18 protein-coding genes are annotated in these 16,548 nt (G+C 69.1%); 10 read left to right on the top strand and 8 right to left on the bottom strand.

Going from position 1 to position 16,548, the window contains the following annotated elements; all coding sequences use genetic code 11:
* Positions 1-67 precede the first annotated feature (67 nt).
* Together ABC319_RS06735 and ABC319_RS06730 are read left to right on the top strand one after the other, a co-directional pair.
* The gene (locus ABC319_RS06735; RefSeq protein WP_413069481.1) at positions 68-1,966 is read left to right on the top strand and encodes a CHAT domain-containing protein; all 1,899 of its coding nucleotides are present in this window, start codon (positions 68-70) and stop codon (positions 1,964-1,966) included.
* A complete protein-coding gene (locus ABC319_RS06730; protein WP_413069480.1) occupies positions 1,963-3,141 on the top strand; it encodes a deoxyguanosinetriphosphate triphosphohydrolase in 1,179 nt (392 codons plus the stop codon). Before ABC319_RS06735 ends, ABC319_RS06730 begins: the two co-directional genes overlap by 4 nt.
* 78 nt (positions 3,142-3,219) lie before the next feature.
* On the opposite strand, the gene ABC319_RS06725 is transcribed toward ABC319_RS06730, so the two are convergent.
* A complete protein-coding gene (locus ABC319_RS06725) occupies positions 3,220-3,534 on the bottom strand; it encodes a hypothetical protein (RefSeq protein ID WP_413069479.1) in 315 nt (104 codons plus the stop codon).
* 213 nt (positions 3,535-3,747) lie between these two features.
* On the opposite strand from ABC319_RS06725, the gene argS reads away from it, so the two are divergent.
* Genes argS through tatC form a run of 6 tightly spaced genes read left to right on the top strand, consistent with a single transcriptional unit; the run spans position 3,748 to position 8,752 of the window.
* A complete protein-coding gene (argS, locus tag ABC319_RS06720) occupies positions 3,748-5,472 on the top strand; it encodes an arginine--tRNA ligase (protein WP_413069478.1) in 1,725 nt (574 codons plus the stop codon).
* A complete protein-coding gene (locus ABC319_RS06715; RefSeq protein WP_413069477.1) occupies positions 5,472-6,200 on the top strand; it encodes an SPOR domain-containing protein in 729 nt (242 codons plus the stop codon). Before argS ends, ABC319_RS06715 begins: the two co-directional genes overlap by 1 nt.
* 31 nt (positions 6,201-6,231) lie before the next feature.
* Complete coding sequence (gene nagZ / locus ABC319_RS06710; protein ID WP_413069476.1) at positions 6,232-7,275, top strand: beta-N-acetylhexosaminidase; 1,044 nt, start codon at positions 6,232-6,234, stop codon at positions 7,273-7,275.
* A 30-nt stretch (positions 7,276-7,305) separates the two neighbouring features.
* Entirely contained in the window at positions 7,306-7,539 is a 234-nt protein-coding gene (locus ABC319_RS06705; RefSeq protein ID WP_413069475.1) for a twin-arginine translocase TatA/TatE family subunit, read from the top strand.
* A gap of 29 nt (positions 7,540-7,568) precedes the next feature.
* Positions 7,569-7,988 carry a Sec-independent protein translocase protein TatB gene (tatB, locus tag ABC319_RS06700; RefSeq protein ID WP_413069474.1) on the top strand — a complete coding sequence of 140 codons (420 nt, stop codon included), beginning with the start codon at positions 7,569-7,571 and terminating at the stop codon, positions 7,986-7,988.
* Positions 7,985-8,752 (top strand): twin-arginine translocase subunit TatC, encoded by a 768-nt coding sequence (tatC, locus tag ABC319_RS06695; RefSeq protein ID WP_413069473.1) that lies wholly within the window; start codon positions 7,985-7,987, stop codon positions 8,750-8,752. Before tatB ends, tatC begins: the two co-directional genes overlap by 4 nt.
* A gap of 489 nt (positions 8,753-9,241) precedes the next feature.
* Here the strand turns inward: tatC and ABC319_RS06690 are convergent, their stop codons facing one another.
* The 4 genes from ABC319_RS06690 to glnE form a co-directional block, all read right to left on the bottom strand.
* Entirely contained in the window at positions 9,242-9,940 is a 699-nt protein-coding gene (locus ABC319_RS06690; RefSeq protein WP_413069472.1) for a M23 family metallopeptidase, read from the bottom strand.
* 83 nt (positions 9,941-10,023) lie between these two features.
* Positions 10,024-10,866 (bottom strand): ferritin-like domain-containing protein, encoded by an 843-nt coding sequence (locus ABC319_RS06685; protein WP_413069471.1) that lies wholly within the window; start codon positions 10,864-10,866, stop codon positions 10,024-10,026.
* Positions 10,866-11,321 (bottom strand): peroxiredoxin, encoded by a 456-nt coding sequence (locus ABC319_RS06680; protein ID WP_413069470.1) that lies wholly within the window; start codon positions 11,319-11,321, stop codon positions 10,866-10,868. The genes ABC319_RS06685 and ABC319_RS06680 overlap by 1 nt, the downstream gene beginning before the upstream one ends.
* Positions 11,321-13,987, bottom strand: a complete 2,667-nt coding sequence (glnE, locus tag ABC319_RS06675) for a bifunctional [glutamate--ammonia ligase]-adenylyl-L-tyrosine phosphorylase/[glutamate--ammonia-ligase] adenylyltransferase (protein WP_413069469.1) — start codon at positions 13,985-13,987, stop codon at positions 11,321-11,323. The genes ABC319_RS06680 and glnE overlap by 1 nt, the downstream gene beginning before the upstream one ends.
* A 108-nt stretch (positions 13,988-14,095) precedes the next feature.
* Here glnE and ABC319_RS06670 point away from each other — a divergent pair, with 108 nt between their 5' ends.
* The gene (locus ABC319_RS06670; RefSeq protein WP_413069468.1) at positions 14,096-14,272 is read left to right on the top strand and encodes a hypothetical protein; all 177 of its coding nucleotides are present in this window, start codon (positions 14,096-14,098) and stop codon (positions 14,270-14,272) included.
* A gap of 63 nt (positions 14,273-14,335) precedes the next feature.
* Here the strand turns inward: ABC319_RS06670 and ABC319_RS06665 are convergent, their stop codons facing one another.
* The 3 genes from ABC319_RS06665 to ABC319_RS06655 form a co-directional block, all read right to left on the bottom strand.
* Positions 14,336-14,986 carry a sigma-70 family RNA polymerase sigma factor gene (locus ABC319_RS06665; RefSeq protein WP_413071637.1) on the bottom strand — a complete coding sequence of 217 codons (651 nt, stop codon included), beginning with the start codon at positions 14,984-14,986 and terminating at the stop codon, positions 14,336-14,338.
* Between the two features lie 107 nt (positions 14,987-15,093).
* Entirely contained in the window at positions 15,094-15,231 is a 138-nt protein-coding gene (locus ABC319_RS06660) for a hypothetical protein (protein ID WP_413069467.1), read from the bottom strand.
* A gap of 90 nt (positions 15,232-15,321) precedes the next feature.
* Positions 15,322-16,125, bottom strand: coding sequence for a response regulator (locus tag ABC319_RS06655; RefSeq protein ID WP_413069466.1), 804 nt, complete (start codon positions 16,123-16,125; stop codon positions 15,322-15,324).
* A 247-nt stretch (positions 16,126-16,372) separates the two neighbouring features.
* Between ABC319_RS06655 and ABC319_RS06650 the strand changes: the two genes are divergently transcribed.
* Positions 16,373-16,540 carry a NepR family anti-sigma factor gene (locus tag ABC319_RS06650; RefSeq protein WP_413069465.1) on the top strand — a complete coding sequence of 56 codons (168 nt, stop codon included), beginning with the start codon at positions 16,373-16,375 and terminating at the stop codon, positions 16,538-16,540.
* Positions 16,541-16,548: the final 8 nt, after the last annotated feature.

Here is a 16,548-nt window from a genome sequence, read left to right as displayed (position 1 = left end):
TCGTCGCGGCGGCTGCCACGGTGCATTGTCCGTTCACCTTCCCTCGGCTGTAGGATCAGGCTGACCCATGCCGCACTCGCACCGCCTGACCTCGCTTGCCATCGCCCTCGCCGCGACGACGCTTTCGTCGCCGCTCGCCGCGCAGGCGATGGTCCAATCACTGGAGCAGACCGATGCCGATCTGCTCGCCGCGCAGATGCGCCAGCTGGCGACCAACCCGCGCGACCTGACGGCGCTGACGACCGCGGGCGACCTGTCGCTGAAGCTGGGCGATCTCAGCGGCGCGGCCGCGCTCTATGCGCGCGCGGACAAGATCGATCCGCGCGACGGCCGCGTCAAAGCCGGCATGGCCTCCATCCTGGTCCGCTCGGAACGTCCGGGCGAGGCGCTCCGCTTCTTTCAGCAGGCGGAGCGCAGCGGCCTTCCGGCGGCGACCTACGCCGCGGATCGCGGCCTGGCGTACGACCTGATCGGGCAGCAGGAGCGGGCGCAGCGCGACTATCGCACCGCTCTCGCCGCGACGCGGGCGGACGAGACGGTCCGGCGCTATGCCCTGTCGCTCGGCATCTCCGGCCGGCAGGCGGAGGCGCTCGACCTGCTCGATCCGCTGATCCGCCGGCAGGACCGGGCGGCTTGGCGCGCGCGTGCCTTCATCCTCGCGATGACCGGCGACACGACGGGTGCCAACAAGATCGCGACGACGATGATGCCGCCGCAACTGGCGCAGGGGCTGGGCGTGTTCTTCACCCGCTTGCCCGGCCTGTCCGCGGTCGACCGGGCGTTCGCCGTTCATTTCGGCGAGATCTATCCGACGCCGGAACGGCTTGCGGATGCGAAGCTGGCGCCGACGCTGCCTGCGCTGCCCGGCGAGCCGCGCCCGCCGGTGCAGGTCGCGGCCGTCACCCCGATGCCGGCCACGCGTGACATCCGCTCGGCAAATCGCCGGCGCGGCTCGCGCGTCGCTGCGCCGGTCGTGGCCGCAGCGGCACCGATGGCGACCACCGCCCCCGTGGTCGCGGCGCCCGTACGTACCCAGCCGACCACGGTCGCCGCCGCTCCGGTAGCGACGCGGCCGCTGGTGACGTCGGCCCCGGTACGGACCGAACCCGCGATCGTCATGGCACCCCGGCAGGAGGTGGTGCAGTCCGTGCCCGTCACGCCGCCACCCGCGCCCGCGCCGGTGCGTGCGCGCCCGCCGGTGCAGGTCGCGGCCGTCACGCCGCGAGCCGCTCCGCCGACCAGCGTCGCCCCGGTCGAGTCGAACGCCGCGACCCGCCGCGCCGATGCCGTGCTCGCACGGATCGTCGCCAGCCTGACCATCCCGGCGTCGGAACTGGGTGTCGCGGATCCATCGGCACAGACCGACACCATCCCCGCCGCCATCGCCAACGCACCCGTTTCCGCCGCGGGCAAGCGCGTCGAGGCGGGCGCGTCGATCAAGGAGGCGCGAGACACTGCGGTCCGCCGCGCGGTCGCCGCCCGGCTGACCGGCGATGCCGCCGCCGACGATCCCGCCCCGGCGGCGAAGGGCAAGCGCGGTGCGAAGGTGGCTGCCGCCGTGGAAGAGCCCGTCCTGACGCCCGCGCAGAAGCGTGCCGCCGATCGCAAGGCCCGCGCCGAGAAGCAGGCGGCGGCCGACAAGAAGGCGCTGGCGGACAAGGCCGCGGCCGAGAAGAAGGCCGCCAGGGCCAATCCGTCACGCATCTGGGTGCAGGTCGCCAGCGGCGCCAACGAGGGCGACCTTGCCCGGGCGTGGAGCGGTGCCAGGGCGAAGTCGCCCGCCGCGTTCGCCGGCCGATCGGGCTATACGACGCCGCTGCGCGCCACCAACCGCGTTCTCACGGGCCCGTTCAAGACCGATGCGGAGGCGCGCGCCTTCGTCAACAAGCTCGCCAAGGAGGGGGTGTCCAGCTACGCCTTCACCAGCGACGCCGGCCAGCCCGTCACGCGCCTGTCGACCAAGTGAGCGGCACGACGAGCGGTCGGGCGCCATGGGCGGCCGATCCCGCCAGAAGCCGTGGCCGCCGCCACGATGAGGACGATGGCGGTGTCCGCGGCCCGCGCGACGCGTTCCAGCGCGACCGCGACCGGGTGATCCACTCGATCAGCTTCCGTCGACTGCGCCACAAGACGCAGGTGTTCATGGCCCCTGACGGCGATCATTTCCGGGTACGCCTGACCCATAGTATCGAGGTGGCGCAGATCGGTCGCGCCATCGCACGCGCGCTCGGCCTGAACGAGGATCTGACCGAGGCGCTGTGCCTGGCGCACGACATCGGCCATCCGCCGTTCGGCCATGCGGGCGAGGACGCGCTGAAGGCTGCGCTGGCCGGTCAGGGCGGATTCGACCATAACGGCCACACGCTGCGCACCCTGACCGAGATCGAGCGGCCCTATCCACGGTGGAACGGCCTGAACCTCAGTTGGGAAACGCTGGAGGGACTGGCCAAGCACAATGGCCCCGTCCGCCATCCCGGCTGGGCGCTCGCCGCCGTGGAGGCGGACCACGCGCTCGATCTGACGCGCTGGTCGTCGCTGGAGGCGCAGGTTGCGGCGATCGCCGACGACATCGCGTATGACAATCACGATATCGACGACGGTCTGCGCGCCGGCCTGCTCACCCTGGATCAGCTGCTCGCCGTGCCGCTTGTCGAGCGGGTCTGGAGCGAGGTCGAGGAGAGGCACGGCGACGCGCCACGCGATCGGCTAGCCCGCGAGCTGGTGCGCAGCCAGATCGGCGCGATGGTCACCGACCTGATCGCCGAGACGCGGCGGCGGATCGCCGAGGCGGACATCGCCGATGCCGACGATGTCCGCGCCGCCGGGCGCCCGCTGGTCGGGTTTTCGGATGGCCTGCGCGTCGAGGAGCGGGACCTGAAACGGTTCATGTACGCCAACCTGTACCATCATCCGGTCCAGCTGGCCGCCGCCGCCGCGGCGCACGATGTCGTGTCGGGACTGTTCGCCGCCTACCGGGCGGATGCGGCGGCGCTGCCGGCGGAATGGGCGGCACGCCTGCCCAGTGCGGAGCCGGACCGCAGCCGGCACATCGCGGACTTCATCGCCGGGATGACGGACCGGTACGCGATCGGCCAGTACCGCAAAGTGGTCGGCCCGGTCGAAATGCCCGAGGGGTTCTGATCCCGCGGCGCCCGGGATCCGCATCGTCCCCCGGCCTGCCCGTTACTCAACGGGGACAGGCCGGGAAACCGTATCGGATCAGCGACCCATCGCGATCATGCTGCCCGATGCACCGGTGGCGGCACCCTTGGCATCGGCGACGCGGAAGGTGACGGCGCTGCTGCCCGAGCGGCCGGCGACGCGGCCATTGTCGACGACCAGATGGAAGTCCTTGTTGTCGGGCAGGCGCTGGCCGTCGATGACGGTACGGCCGGCGGCGTCCTGCGACGTCGTGTAGGTATAGGTATAACCCTCGTGCACGAAGGACTTCTCGCCCTCGGCGGCGCGTGCGGCGGTACCCACCAGGGCCAGGGTGCACAGCGCGACGACGCGGGTGAAGATGATGGTGCGCATGATCGTTATCCTCGCTGATGATGGCGTGATGTCGATCAGGTGTCCTCTTTATGTCGTTGGCATCGGAATATTGCGCTGCAGCAATACCGGCAACTGCAAAGCCGCCCGCTGCGATTGCAGGTGATGCAATCGTATGACCGGTCGGACCAACCGGGGTTTGAGGGCGGCGTGCAACTCCGCTAAGGCCGGGGGCTTCCCAACCACGGACGGTCCATGACGCTTTACACCCGCTTTGCCGCGCACATCGATGCCGCGCTCGATATCCTTGCCGGGCGCGGGGTGCTGCCGGCCGGAATCGATCGCCGCAACGTGACGGTCGAGCCCCCGCGCGACGCTTCTCACGGCGACCTCGCGACCAACGCCGCGATGGTGCTGGCCAAGCCGGCCGGGGTGAAGCCGCGCGACCTGGCCGATGCGCTCGCCGCCGAACTGGCGATGCTGCCCGACGTGGCGCGGGTCGATGTCGCCGGCCCCGGCTTCATCAACATGATGCTTACCGACGATAGCTGGCGGGCGGAGCTCGATGCGGTGCACGCGGCCGGCGACGATTACGGCCGGTCGCAGTCCGGCAGGGGCACCACCGTCAACATCGAGTATGTGTCGGCCAACCCGACCGGCCCGATGCATATGGGGCATTGCCGCGGCGCCGTGGTCGGCGATGCTCTCGCGAGCCTGCTGGAGTTCGCGGGATCGACCGTGATCCGCGAATATTACGTCAACGACGCCGGTGCGCAGGTCGACGTTCTCGCCCGCTCCGTCCATCTGCGGTATCGCGAGGCGTTGGGCGAGACGATCGAGATCCCCGAGGGGCTGTATCCCGGCGATTACCTCGTCCCCCTCGGCCAGGCGCTCGCGGCCGAGTTCGGCGACCGTTATGTTTCGGCGCCGGAGGCGGAGTGGCTGGTGCCGTTCCGCACCCGCGCGGTGGCGGCGATGATGGTGCTGATCCGTGCCGATCTGGCGCTGCTCGGCATCCATCACGACGTCTTCGCGTCCGAGGCCGAGCTGCAGGCCACCGGCAAGCCGGAAGTGGCGGAGGCGGAGCTGCGGGCCCGCGACCTGGTCTATGACGGCGTACTGGAAGCGCCCAAGGGCGAGACGCCGGACGATTGGGAGCCCGTGCAGCTGCCGCTGTTCCGCTCCACGGCCTTTGGCGACGATCAGGACCGGCCGATCCGCAAGTCGAACGGGCAATGGACCTATTTCGGCGCCGACATGGCCTATCACTTCCAGAAGGCGGAGCGGGCCGACCAGCTGATCGACATCTGGGGTGCCGATCACGCGGGCACCGTGAAGCGGATCGTCGCCGCGGTGGCCGCGCTGACCGGGGGCGCCAAGCGGTTCGACGTCAAGCTGATCCAGATGGTCCGTCTGCTCCGCGGCGGCGAGCCGGTGAAGATGTCGAAGCGGGCGGGTAACTTCGTCACCCTGGCCGATGTGGTGCGCGAGGTGGGCAAGGACGTCGTCCGCTTCACCATGCTGAGCCGGCGTGCCGACGCGCAGATGGATTTCGATTTCGCCAAGGTGGTCGAGGCGTCGAAGGACAATCCGGTCTTCTACGTCCAGTATGCTCATGCGCGCATCGCCTCGCTCCACCGTCGTGCCGCCGAGGCCGGAATCGAGCAGGGTGAGGCCGATCTGTCCCGTTTGGAGACGGACGAGCTGGTGCTCGTCAAGCTGGCGGCGCAGTTTCCCCGTGTCGTCGAAACCGCCGCGGCAACCCGGGAGCCACATCGGATCGCCTTCTATCTCTATGACTTGGCAGCTGGCTTTCACGCGTTGTGGAATGTCGGCAATGATCGGCCGGACCGCCGGTTCCTGGTCGTCGAAGATCCGGAGGCGACGCGCGCGCGGCTTTTCTTGGCCGCCGGTGTCGGGCAGATCATCCGCAACGGCCTGCGCGTGATGGGCGTAGAGGCCGTGTCGGAGATGAACTGATGCGCGACGACGGGTTCCTGCGCGACGAGGATCGCTTGCCTTGGCTCGAGACGGTGGAGCCGGACGAGGAGCCGCAGCGTGCCTGGGGTCGCACGATCGCGATGGTCGTGGTCGGTCTGGTCGTGCTGGCCGGAATCGTGCTGATGATCGTCAGGCTTCAGGGCGGCGAGCGTGCGGGCACCGGGCAGCTGATCCCGGCCGAGGTCGGCCCCTACAAGGTGCGGCCGGAGGAACCGGGCGGCTTGAAGGTCGAGGGGGAGGGCGACACCGCGATCGCCACCAGCGCCGGCAAGGACGCGGGCACCGGGGCCATCGATCTGAACGCGGTGCCGGAAACCCCGGTGAACGTCACGCCCCAGATCGCGCCGACAGCGGCAGCGGGTCCGGAGGCCGGCCGCAACGTGGTCGCACAGGTGCCGGAGCGTGGCGGCAAGCTCGTTGCCGCCGCACCGCTCACGGCAGACCGGCCGGTCAACGCCGCCGCCGGCCGCGGCGGATCGCTGGTCCAGCTGGGCGCCTATCCCAGCGAGGCGGTGGCGAATGCCGCCTGGGACCGGTTCGCCAAGCGCTTCGGCTATCTGGCGCCGCTGACCAAGTCGGTGCAGCCGGTCGCGCGGGAGGGGAAGACCCTCTACCGCCTGCGCGTCGACGCGGGCAATTCGAACCAGGCCGCCGAGCTTTGCGGCCGGCTTCGCGTTGCGGGCGAGGCGTGCTTCGTCGCGAGCTGATCGTGCTACGGCGTGGAGCGTCGGCTGCGGCATGAGCCCGATCGTCCTCGGCATCGCCGGGCCCGTGCTGACCGACGAGGAACGGACGATGATCCGGCAGGTGGATCCTGCCGGCTTCATCCTGTTCGCTCGCAACATCGTCGACCCGGCGCAACTCCTTGCGCTGACGACGGATCTGCGTGCCGTCACGGGCCGGGCCGACCTGCCGGTGATGATCGATCAGGAGGGCGGTTCCGTCGCCCGGCTCCGGCCGCCGCACTGGCCCGCTTTTCCCGGCGCGTCGCGTTTCGCGGCGGCGTACCGTCAGGCGCCGATGACCGCGATCCAGGCCGCCCGCGCGAATGGCGAGGCACTGGGCCATGTTCTCGCCGGTGTCGGCATCACCATGAACGCGGCACCCGTGCTCGACCTCGGGCATCTCGACACCGAGGCCGGGCTTGCCGCCAGAACGTTGGGCGCGGATCCGTTGTCCGTCGCGGCACTCGGCCGTGCCCTGGTCGAGGGGATGGCTTCGGCCGGGGTCGTGGCCATTCTGAAACATCTGCCCGGGCATGGCCGGGCCACTGTCGACGCTCATCGCGCGCGGCCGGTCGTGACGGCGACTGCCGACGCCCTCGCGATCGATCTGGCGCCGTTCCGCCGGGTGGCGGGGCAGGGCGCGCCAGCCGCCATGATCGGTCATGTCGTCTATACCGCCTGGGATGCCGGGCGGCCGGCCAGCCAGTCGCCGACCGTGATCGACCGGATCGTCCGCGGCACCATGGGCTTCGACGGGCTGCTCCTGTCGGACGACCTGCACATGGATGCGCTGACCGGGCCGATCGAGGAGCGGGCCGTCGCGGCGATCGCCGCCGGCTGCGACCTGGCGCTCTGTTGCCATGTTGCGCCGGCGGAGGCCTTGCGGATCGCCGCGCGGCTGGGGCCGATGACGACGCTGGCCGAGCACCGGCTGGCACGGGCAGTCGTCGCCAGATCGAGGCCGGGCGACGCCGGCGAAGCCATCGCCCGTCGCGATACGTTGCTAGCCGCAAGCAATGTCGCGGATCGGCTGGCAATGCCCGGCGGGAACGCCTAGATACGATCATATCTTCCAGGAGTAAGCGCTATGGGCAGCTTCAGCCCGATCCACCTGCTCGTTCTCGCCATCGTCGCCATCCTGCTGCTGGGCGGCGGCCGTTTCTCCAACCTGATGGGCGACGTCGCCAAGGGCGTGAAGAATTTCAAGAAGGGCATGGCGGAGGAAGACGAATCGACGAAGTCCGCCAAGCGGATCGAGGCGCAGACCCGCGCCGAGCCGGCGTTCGACCGAGAGGGCGAGCGCGTCCGCGACGATCGCTGATCCTGCCTCTGGCGCACAGGCGCGGCTGAATGTTCAATATCGATTCGAGCGAGCTGTTGCTCGTGGCGTTCGTCGCGCTCGTCGTGATCGGCCCGAAGGATCTGCCCAAGGCGATGCGGGTCGTCGGCTATTGGGTCGGCCGTGCCCGTGGCGTCGCCCGCCAGTTCCGCTCCGGCTTCGACCAGATGGTCCGCGAGGCCGAGCTGGAGGAGATGGAGAAGCGCTGGGCCGCCGAGAACGAGCGGATCATGCGCGAACATCCGCAGCCGGATCAGTCGCCGGATGCCGATGCTCCGGCCGCTGCGACGGACGGCGGTGACCCCGCGCCGGCAACCGGCCATCATCCGGAGCTGCACGACACCACGTCCGATCCGGTGACGGTCGAGAAGCCCCACATCGTTCCCGCACCGCACGATGCGCCGCATCGCTCCGAAGGGGCCGCATCGTGAGCGAGATCGACGACAGCAAGGCACCGCTTTTAGATCATCTGCTCGAACTGCGTCGTCGCCTGCTGTATTGCATCGCGGCGTTGATCGTCACGTTCGGCGTGTCGTTCTACTTTTCCGAGACGATCTTCGCCTTCCTCGTCCAGCCGCTGCTGCGTGCCGGACAAGGAACGCTGATATATACCGAGATATTCGAGGCGTTCTTCGTCCAGGTGAAGGTCGCGTTCTTCGCCGCGATGATGCTCGCCTTTCCCGTCATCGCCAACCAGCTGTGGCAATTCGTCGCGCCGGGATTGTATCGCAAGGAGAAGCGAGCGCTCCTGCCCTTCCTGTTCGCGACGCCTGTGCTGTTCCTGATGGGCGCGGCGATGGCGTATTATGTCGCGATTCCCATGGCGTTGCACTTCCTCCTCGGTTTCGACGGCGTTGTCGGTGGCGTGAAGCGAGAAGCACTGCCGGCGATCGGCAATTATCTGTCGTTCATCATGCAGTTCCTGTTCGGCTTCGGCCTGTCGTTCCTGCTGCCGGTGCTGCTGATGCTGCTGGAACGCGCGGGTATCGTCACGCGCAAGGGCCTGATCGCCGCGCGCCGGTATGCGATCGTCGGCGCGACCGCCGTCGCCGCGGTACTGACCCCGCCCGACCTGATGAGCCAGGTGCTGCTCGCCGTTCCGCTGATCCTCCTCTATGAACTGGCGATCATCGGCATCTGGTTCACCGAACGCAAACGCGCCCGTGAAGCCGGCACGGAGATCGTCGAGGGTTGAGGTCGGGGCCGAACGGCCTCGTCGACGCTCGTTATACCCGACTTTTCCGTACTCACTGCCGCGGCAATAACGATTGCTAGGGCGTCTGGGGATCGGTGATCTGTCCGATCGTACGATGCACGATGGCCTTCCGGTTCAGGCTGGAGCTAGCCAGGAGGCAATGGCGGAGCCGCGACCATATGCGGACCGGAGATCGCTTTCGCGAGATGTCTGCTAAAGTCGCTTGTGATTGATGCCATCTGCCGTGCTCCGGGCGAACGCCAGAACGCGGAGCGCGGTGGGATTATCGCCGGTCAGTCGCGCGGTTCTGGATACCCGCCTGCGCGAGACGTTCGCCAACCTCTCCCGCGGTCGAAGGAAAGGGCAGGGCGTGCCCGTTTACGGGTACTGCCGCAGCATCTACCGGCTGCGGCGGGGCGCCTGACGCCCCATAAGCATGCTTGATCCGGCCTGCTCGGCCGAGCACCTCACCCTCGTGAGGCTACCGCATCAATCCTGTGCAGCGGGTCCGTCGCTGGACACGGGGATCTCGCGCACGGCCTGATCCTGCGCCGCCAGCAGATAATCGGCGGTGGTCAGGAACGGCAGCGGGTTGACGGCATGGCCATCGATCCGGACCTCGTAATGGAGGTGGGGGCCGGTCGAGCGTCCGGTCGATCCCATCAACGCGATCAACTGGCCGCGGGTGACGCGGGCACCGTCGGCGACCAGGATCTTCGACAGATGGCCGTACCGGGTGGCGATACCCTTGCCGTGGTTCACCTCGACCAGGTTGCCGTATCCGCCGCGCCAGCTGGCATTGGCGACGATGCCGTCGGCGGTGGCATAGATCGGGGTGCCGACCGGACCGGGAATGTCGACCCCGGCATGCATCGCCGCGGTGCCGCGGAACGGATCGGAACGGATGCCGAAATTACTGGTGAACTTCAGCGAGGCGACCGGCTGGACCGACGGGATGGCGATCGCACCGCGACCCAGACCGCCGTCGAAGCTCTTCCAGGTCTGGAACAGCGTCTTGAATTCCTTGTCCGCCTTCAGGTCGGCGGCGGCTTCGGCACCGGGGACGGGGATGTACTCGCCACCCTCCGCGGCAGTGGCCGGCGCGGCGTGGCGGACCGTCTGGGCAGTCGCCTGCGTCGTCACCAAAGTGGCGACCAGAGCCACGACCGATAGCAGTTGGTTGTTCATCGAACCCCGCACAACACCGTTGGTCCCGCCCGCTGGCGAGGCCTACTTGGCCAATCCTTGCTGATTCGCAGCCCCACCGCGCTTCAACGAGGCTGGTGTGACCCGGAAGAGGTTAACGCGGCAAGAGGACCGTAATAGTCTAGCGTCAGACCGGCACGCTCGCGCGCCGAGTCGTTGAACGGTGGCTTAATCGGCCCGCGAAAGTGGCGGCGGACCAGCATCTGCCAGTGCGGTGCGGGGGCGATATCGGCATCGGCACACAGGAAGCCGAACCATTTCGTGCCCACGCCGACATGGCGGATCTCGTCGGTGAAGATGCGCTGGAGGATGCGCGCGCTCGTCACGTCGCTCGCCGCCTCGAACCGGGCGACCGTCTCGGGCGTCACGTCCAATCCGCGCGCTTCCAGCACCATCGGCACGATCGCCATGCGGGCGGCGGCATCGTGCGCCGTTTCCGCCGCCGCCTCCCACAAGCCGGCATGCGCGGGCATGGTGCCATAACCGGATCCCAGCGCACGCAACCGCCGGTCGAGGATCGCGAAGTGCATCGCCTCGTCCGCGCCCACCCCGATCCAGTCGTCGACGAACCGTCGCGGGAACAGCGCGCCGAATCGGCCGGCGGCATCGAACGCCAGATCGATCGCGGAGAACTCGATATGCGCCAGCGCGTGGAGCAGTGCGATGCGCCCCCGCTCCGACCCGCCACGGCCCCGCTTCGGCATGCGGTTGGGCGGCAGCAGTTCGGGGCGTTCCGGGCGGGCAGGCGCGTCGGGCATCGCCGTGTCGAACCGATGCGTCAGCCGGCCGCGGCGCCACGCCCGCGCGGTCGCCCGCGCCAGGCGGACCTTGGTGGCGGGATCCGCGGTCAGCAATACGGCGCGGCACGCCCCGGCCAGCGTCTCCGGCAGGTCGGGGGCGGTCGGCATTACAGCCCCTGCGCCGCCGCCAGCACCGCCTCGACATGGCCGGGGACGCGCACCTTTCGCCAAGCCTGCACCAGCATGCCGTCAGCCCCGAACAGGAAAGTCGCACGCTCGACACCCATATAGGTCCGGCCGTACAGCTTCTTCTCGCCCCATACGCCGAACGCCATCGCCGCCGCATTATCGGGGTCGCTGGCCAGTTCGACCGTCAGGTGGTGCTTCGTCGCGAACTTCGCGTGCGACGCGGGCGAGTCCGGCGACACGCCGATCACCCGCGCCCCTGCGGCGGCGAAGGCGCGGGCCGCCGCCGTGAAATCCTGCGCCTCGCGCGTGCAGCCGGACGTATCGTCCTTCGGATAGAAATAGATCACCAGCGGCCCCGCCAGTTTGGCGAGATCGACCGGCTGGCCGCCGGCGTCGACGACGTGCGCCGTGGGAATCGGATCGCCTTGGTTCATCATGCCTCCACCAGTCGCGCCCATTGCGCCTGCACCTCCTGCCGGGCGGCATCGGCGCTGGCAATCACCGCGTCCCAGCCGGGCAGGCCGACGGCCGCCGCCACCAGCACCTGCGTGGCGCCGCCGGGCGGCTCCAGGTCCGGCGCCACCAGCCTCAGCGTCACGAGCAACCGGGTCAGCAGGTCGTGCGCCTGGCGCAGCGACGGCGCGACCAGCCTCGCCGCCGCCAGCGAATCGATCGCCCCGCCCAGATCCGGGTCGAACCCGGTGCGGCGGGTCAATTGGAGGACGTGGACCGCGAACTCCAGATCGACGAGGCCACCCGGCGACAGCTTCACGTCGAGGCTGCCGCGCGGCGGCTTGTGCCGCGCCATCTCGGCCCGCATCGTCGCCGCCTCGGCCACGATGTCGCGGGGCGGCCGCGCGCCGTTCAGCACGTCGTCGATGATCGCCTGCGTCGCAAGGCGGGCGTCGGTCGAACCGTACACCACGCGCGCACGGGTCAGCGCCATATGCTCCCACGTCCAGGCATCCTGCCGCTGATACCGCGCGAAGCTGTCGAGCGACACGGCCAGCGGGCCCTGCGCACCGGACGGCCGCAGCCGCGTATCGACCTGATACAGCGCGCCGCCCGCCGTCGCGACGGACAGTGCCGCCGTGACCCGGCTGACCAGCCGGTTGTAGTACAGCGTCGCACCGAGCGACCTTGGTCCCACCGACTCGGCCGCGAAATCGCCGGTGAACAGATAGATCAGGTCCAGATCCGACGCATGGGTCAGCGCGCCGCCGCCGTATCGCCCCAGCGCCAGGATCACCAGTTCGCTGCCCGGCACCCGGCCATGCGCCAGCGCGAATTCGTCGATCGCCGCATCGGCCAGCACCTGCACCGCCGCGTCGGCGACCCGGGCATAGCCGGCGGCGACCGCCAGCGGATCGGCCGTGCCGGCGACGATCTGCGCGCCCAGGGCGAACCGCGCCTCGCCCACCACGCGGCGGACATGATCCAGCCGGGTGCCGTAATCGGCCACGTCGCCGCCGCGCATGGCGGCGACCAGCGTGCCGACCTCGTCGATCCCGTCCAGCGCGCTCGCATCGATCAGCCCGTCGATCAGCGCCGGCCGCCGCGCCAGCTCGTCGGCGAGCGGTGGCGCATGGGCGAGCAGCCGGGCGAGCAGCTCCGCCAGTCCCGGGCGCGCCTCCAGCAGGCGGAAGATGTTGATCGCACTCGACATCCGCTCGAGCATGCGGTCGAGTTTCAGCAACGACTGGTCCGGATCCGGCGCCGCGGCCAGCGCCTCGATCAGCACCGGCAGCACCGCCTCCAGCGCCTCGCGCGCGGCGGGGCTGCGCAGCGCGGGATAGCCGCCGCTGCGCCACACTGCGATCCGCTTCGCCGCGCCGGCCGCGTCGAAGCCCCGCGATGCGAGCATCTGCTCCAGCGTCTCCGCATGGACGGCCAGCGCCGGGCGACGACGATCGTCGAGTGCGTCGTACACCGACCCGACCCGCTCGACATGTGGTCGCAGCGCCTCGACCAGCGCACCGCCATCCTGCCATCCATGCAGCCGCGCCACGCCGTCCAGCGCATCGCCGGTCGGCAGGCGATGGGTCTGGCGGTCGTCGATCATCTGCACCCGGTGTTCGATCGTGCGCAGCAGCGTATAGGCTTGGGCCAGCGCCCCGGCATCGTCGGCATCGATCCAACCGGCGATCGCGAGTTCGGTCAGCGCGTGGCGCGTCGCCGGCGCTCGCAGCACCGCGTCCCGTCCGCCATGGATCAGCTGGTGGATCTGGGCGAAGAACTCCACTTCCCGGATGCCCCCGCGCCCACGCTTCAGATCATAGCCGGGGCCGAGCGACTGTCCCTGCGAATGATGATCGCGAATCCGCGCCGACAGCGCCCTGATCTCCCCGACCGCGCCGAAATCCAGCGTTCGCCGCCAGACGAAGGGGCGGATCGCCGCCAGGAACGTCGCGCCCAGCGCCACATCGCCCGCCGCGGCGCGTGCGCGAATGAACGCCGCCCGCTCCCACGCCACCGCCTGGCTTTCGTAATAGGCGATCGCGCCGTTCACCGGCAGCACGATCGGCGTGGCCTCCGGCGAGGGACGCAGGCGCAGGTCGACGCGCAGGACATAGCCGTCGCCGTCGCGCGCCTGCAGCAGTTCGACGACCCGCCGGCCGATCCGCACCGCGGCCTCCTCCGGCTCCTCGCGCGCACGACGGGGGAGGGTGGCCGGATCGAACAGCAGTATCGGATCGATGTCGGACGAGTAGTTCAGCTCGTGCGATCCCTGCTTGCCGAGGGCGATCGCCGCGAAGCCGCGGGGCTCCTCGCCGGGATAGCGCTCCACGATGGCCGCCGTGATCGCCATGTCGAGGGCCCGGTCGGCAAAGGCGGTCAGCGCGCCGGTGACCGCGGTCAGGTCCAGGATGCCGGCCAGGTCGCCCAGCGCCACGCCCAGCGCGATCTGACGGCGGGCGATGCGCAGCGCCCGTGCGACCGGCATATCGGGGTCGATGACGGGGTTCAGGTCGATCCGGCCCGCTCGTGCCTCCGCGACGATTGCGGGCTCGCGATCGGCGATCATCGCCAGGAACGGCGAGTACAGAGTCGCCCGTTCCACGGCATCGTTCAGCCGCCGCGCGGCATCTTCGGTCGTCATCGTCACCGTCATCGCCGATGACGTACGCGCCTCGCACACGGACGCCAACCGGGGAAGAACGGCGAATCACCGCAACGAATGACGATACGGGACGTTGTGGACTGCATGATGACGTCCGCGTCCCTTTTTATCGATCGCGCCGGCGGCGAGCAGATCGTGCGGCCGCCGCGGGTCACCGACGATGTCGGCACCGCGCTGCGCGGGGCGTTTCCGGCGGGTGCGGGCTTGCCGGACGATATGGCCGAGTTGCTCAGGAAGCTGAACCGGGACAATCGTCCGCATTAAGCGCAGCTTCAGCGCGCTTGTTACCTCGAAAAGTCTTTCGGACGACCGCTGGCTCTCGGACGCTTAACGCCCGCGGCTGAGCTGGTCGACATCACCCATGATCGAGTCCAGCGCGGATTTGTTCGGATCGACCTCGTGGCTGCGACGCGAGGGCAGGGCGCCGTCGGTCAGCAGCGCGTCGAGAGCGACGCGCCCGCGCGCCACCCGGCTCTTGATCGTGCCGACCGCCACGTTGCAGATCTCGGCCGCTTCCTCGTAGGCGAAGCCGCCCGCGCCCACCAGAATCAGCGCCTCGCGCTGCGGCTGGGGCAGGTGCATCAAGGCGCGCTGCATGTCGCCCAGTTCGACGTGTCGATCCTGACTGGCCGGTGCCGCAAGGATCCGGTCGGCGACCAGATCGTCCCACTCGCCCTTGAACCGGGCACGGCGCATCTGCGAGAGGTACAGGTTGCGCAGGATGATGAAGGTCCAGGCACGCATGTTGGTGCCGGCCTGGAACCGCTTGCGTGCGGCCCATGCCTTAAGCAGGGTTTCCTGCACCAGGTCGTCCGCCAGATCGCGGCTGCCCGACAGCGATCGGCCGAACGCGCGCAGGTGGGGGATCACCTGCGCCAGCTGCTTCTTGAATTCAGGGTCGGAGAGCGAGACATGCTCCACCGGCGAGACATCCTCGCCGTCGACGTCCAGGCTGTCGGCTGCGTCGTCGCGCGACATGGGCTCAGTCATTCTCGTCCGATCTTGAGGCTCGGCGCGAAGACCGCGCTCGGCCAAAATAGGCATAAGGGCGCGGCTTTCCAACCCGCCCTGGCCGGTCAATGCGCTCAACGGAATACCAGTACCGCGAAGATCACGATGATGAGCGCCAGCGAGATCGGCAGGATATACCGCGTCATGTGCGGCGTCGCTCCGGCGCGGGCCTCGTCGGTGGACAGGTGGGTGCGGTCGTTGGGATCAGCCATCACGCTTCAACCTTCGAAACTCGTTTTGGGTCCGTAACCGTGCGGACCCCGCCGGAAAAATCCCGACGGGGGCCCCGCGACGGTCGCCGCCTACTCGGCCGGCACCGTTGTCTGGTCGAAGAACAGCGCCTGGCTGATCGCCGCCTTAACGGTCGATCGCTGGAACGGCTTGGTGATCAGGAACGTCGGCTCCGGCCGCTCGCCCGTCAGAAGCCGCTCGGGGAAGGCGGTGATGAAGATCACCGGCACCTTGAACTCGGCCAGGATGTCCTTGACCGCATCGATGCCCGAGCTGTCGTCGGCCAGCTGGATGTCGGCCAGTACCAGTCCCGGGCGATCCTCCATCGCCAGCCCGACCGCCTCGTCGCGGGTCACGGCAACGCCGGTGACGTCGTGGCCCAGGTCGCGGACGATCGATTCGATGTCCATCGCGATGATCGGTTCGTCCTCGATGATCAGGACGCGGGCCCGCGTCTGCTTCTCGATCTCGCTCAGCGCCTCGGCGACCAGCGCGTCGACCTCGTCCGGATCGACGTCGATCAGATAGGCCGCATCCTCCGGCGTGAAGCCCTCCATCGCGGTCAGCAGCAGTGCCTGGCGCGACAGCGGCGTCATCCGCGACAGGCGTGCACGCGTCACCGCCTCCGCACCGTCCAGCTCACTGCCGAGGTGATCCTCCATCTCGTCATAGTTAGCCGACGTCCAGATGCCCTGGAACATGCGGTAGAGGCCCAGCCGCGGATCGACATCGCGCGGAAACTGGTCGGGTGCCGCGACGATCGCCTCCAGCGTGGCACGGACATAGCGGTCGCCATGGCTCTGGCTGCCGGTCAAGGCCCGGCCGTAGCGCCGCAGGAAGGGAAGATGCGGTGCGAGTTGCTGACCGAGCGACATGAGCGATAGGTACTCCCTGAAAATTGACCGCCCCGTTTTAACCTCGGGGATCGGCAAAGATGCAACGCGAAACGGTGCCCGACGGCTCCCGCCGATCCGCGCCGAAATTTCATACAGGCTGCGGGAACCAACGAGATGGTTTTTGGTTTCATGCCCGTAATCACGCCGCACCCGCCAATGCGGCGGGCCGTACGGACGTGCCGCATCGACGCGGTGTCCGGCGGCTCCAGGGGGAAAGACGTCTAGATTGGGTCAGGACACGAACAAGAAGGCGCCCACCGGCAAGCGCCCCGCCGGAAAGGGCGGAGGCGATGGTGACCGGGATATGGGTACGGCGCTGCGCACCGTCTATCAGAAGACGGTGGACGAGCAGATTCCGGACGAGTTTCTCGATCTGCTCGGCAAGCTGAAATAAGGCGCTCC

It is taken from the genome of Sphingomonas phoenicis, from assembly GCF_047238005.1.
Lineage (GTDB): Bacteria > Pseudomonadota > Alphaproteobacteria > Sphingomonadales > Sphingomonadaceae > Sphingomonas.
The sequence above is the reverse complement of the archived record's forward strand: the minus strand, read 5'-3'. Positions and strand labels throughout refer to the sequence as shown.

Coding starts and splice junctions, on each gene's coding strand:
- ABC319_RS06735 (WP_413069481.1), top strand. CDS start 68: ATGCCGCACTCGCACCGCCTGACCTCGCTTGCCATCGCCCTCGCCGCG.
- ABC319_RS06725 (WP_413069479.1), bottom strand. CDS start 3,534: ATGCGCACCATCATCTTCACCCGCGTCGTCGCGCTGTGCACCCTGGCC.
- argS (WP_413069478.1), top strand. CDS start 3,748: ATGACGCTTTACACCCGCTTTGCCGCGCACATCGATGCCGCGCTCGAT.
- ABC319_RS06715 (WP_413069477.1), top strand. CDS start 5,472: ATGCGCGACGACGGGTTCCTGCGCGACGAGGATCGCTTGCCTTGGCTC.
- nagZ (WP_413069476.1), top strand. CDS start 6,232: ATGAGCCCGATCGTCCTCGGCATCGCCGGGCCCGTGCTGACCGACGAG.
- ABC319_RS06705 (WP_413069475.1), top strand. CDS start 7,306: ATGGGCAGCTTCAGCCCGATCCACCTGCTCGTTCTCGCCATCGTCGCC.
- tatB (WP_413069474.1), top strand. CDS start 7,569: ATGTTCAATATCGATTCGAGCGAGCTGTTGCTCGTGGCGTTCGTCGCG.
- ABC319_RS06690 (WP_413069472.1), bottom strand. CDS start 9,940: ATGAACAACCAACTGCTATCGGTCGTGGCTCTGGTCGCCACTTTGGTG.
- ABC319_RS06685 (WP_413069471.1), bottom strand. CDS start 10,866: ATGCCGACCGCCCCCGACCTGCCGGAGACGCTGGCCGGGGCGTGCCGC.
- ABC319_RS06680 (WP_413069470.1), bottom strand. CDS start 11,321: ATGAACCAAGGCGATCCGATTCCCACGGCGCACGTCGTCGACGCCGGC.
- glnE (WP_413069469.1), bottom strand. CDS start 13,987: ATGACGACCGAAGATGCCGCGCGGCGGCTGAACGATGCCGTGGAACGG.
- ABC319_RS06670 (WP_413069468.1), top strand. CDS start 14,096: ATGACGTCCGCGTCCCTTTTTATCGATCGCGCCGGCGGCGAGCAGATC.
- ABC319_RS06665 (WP_413071637.1), bottom strand. CDS start 14,986: ATGTCGCGCGACGACGCAGCCGACAGCCTGGACGTCGACGGCGAGGAT.
- ABC319_RS06660 (WP_413069467.1), bottom strand. CDS start 15,231: ATGGCTGATCCCAACGACCGCACCCACCTGTCCACCGACGAGGCCCGC.
- ABC319_RS06655 (WP_413069466.1), bottom strand. CDS start 16,125: ATGTCGCTCGGTCAGCAACTCGCACCGCATCTTCCCTTCCTGCGGCGC.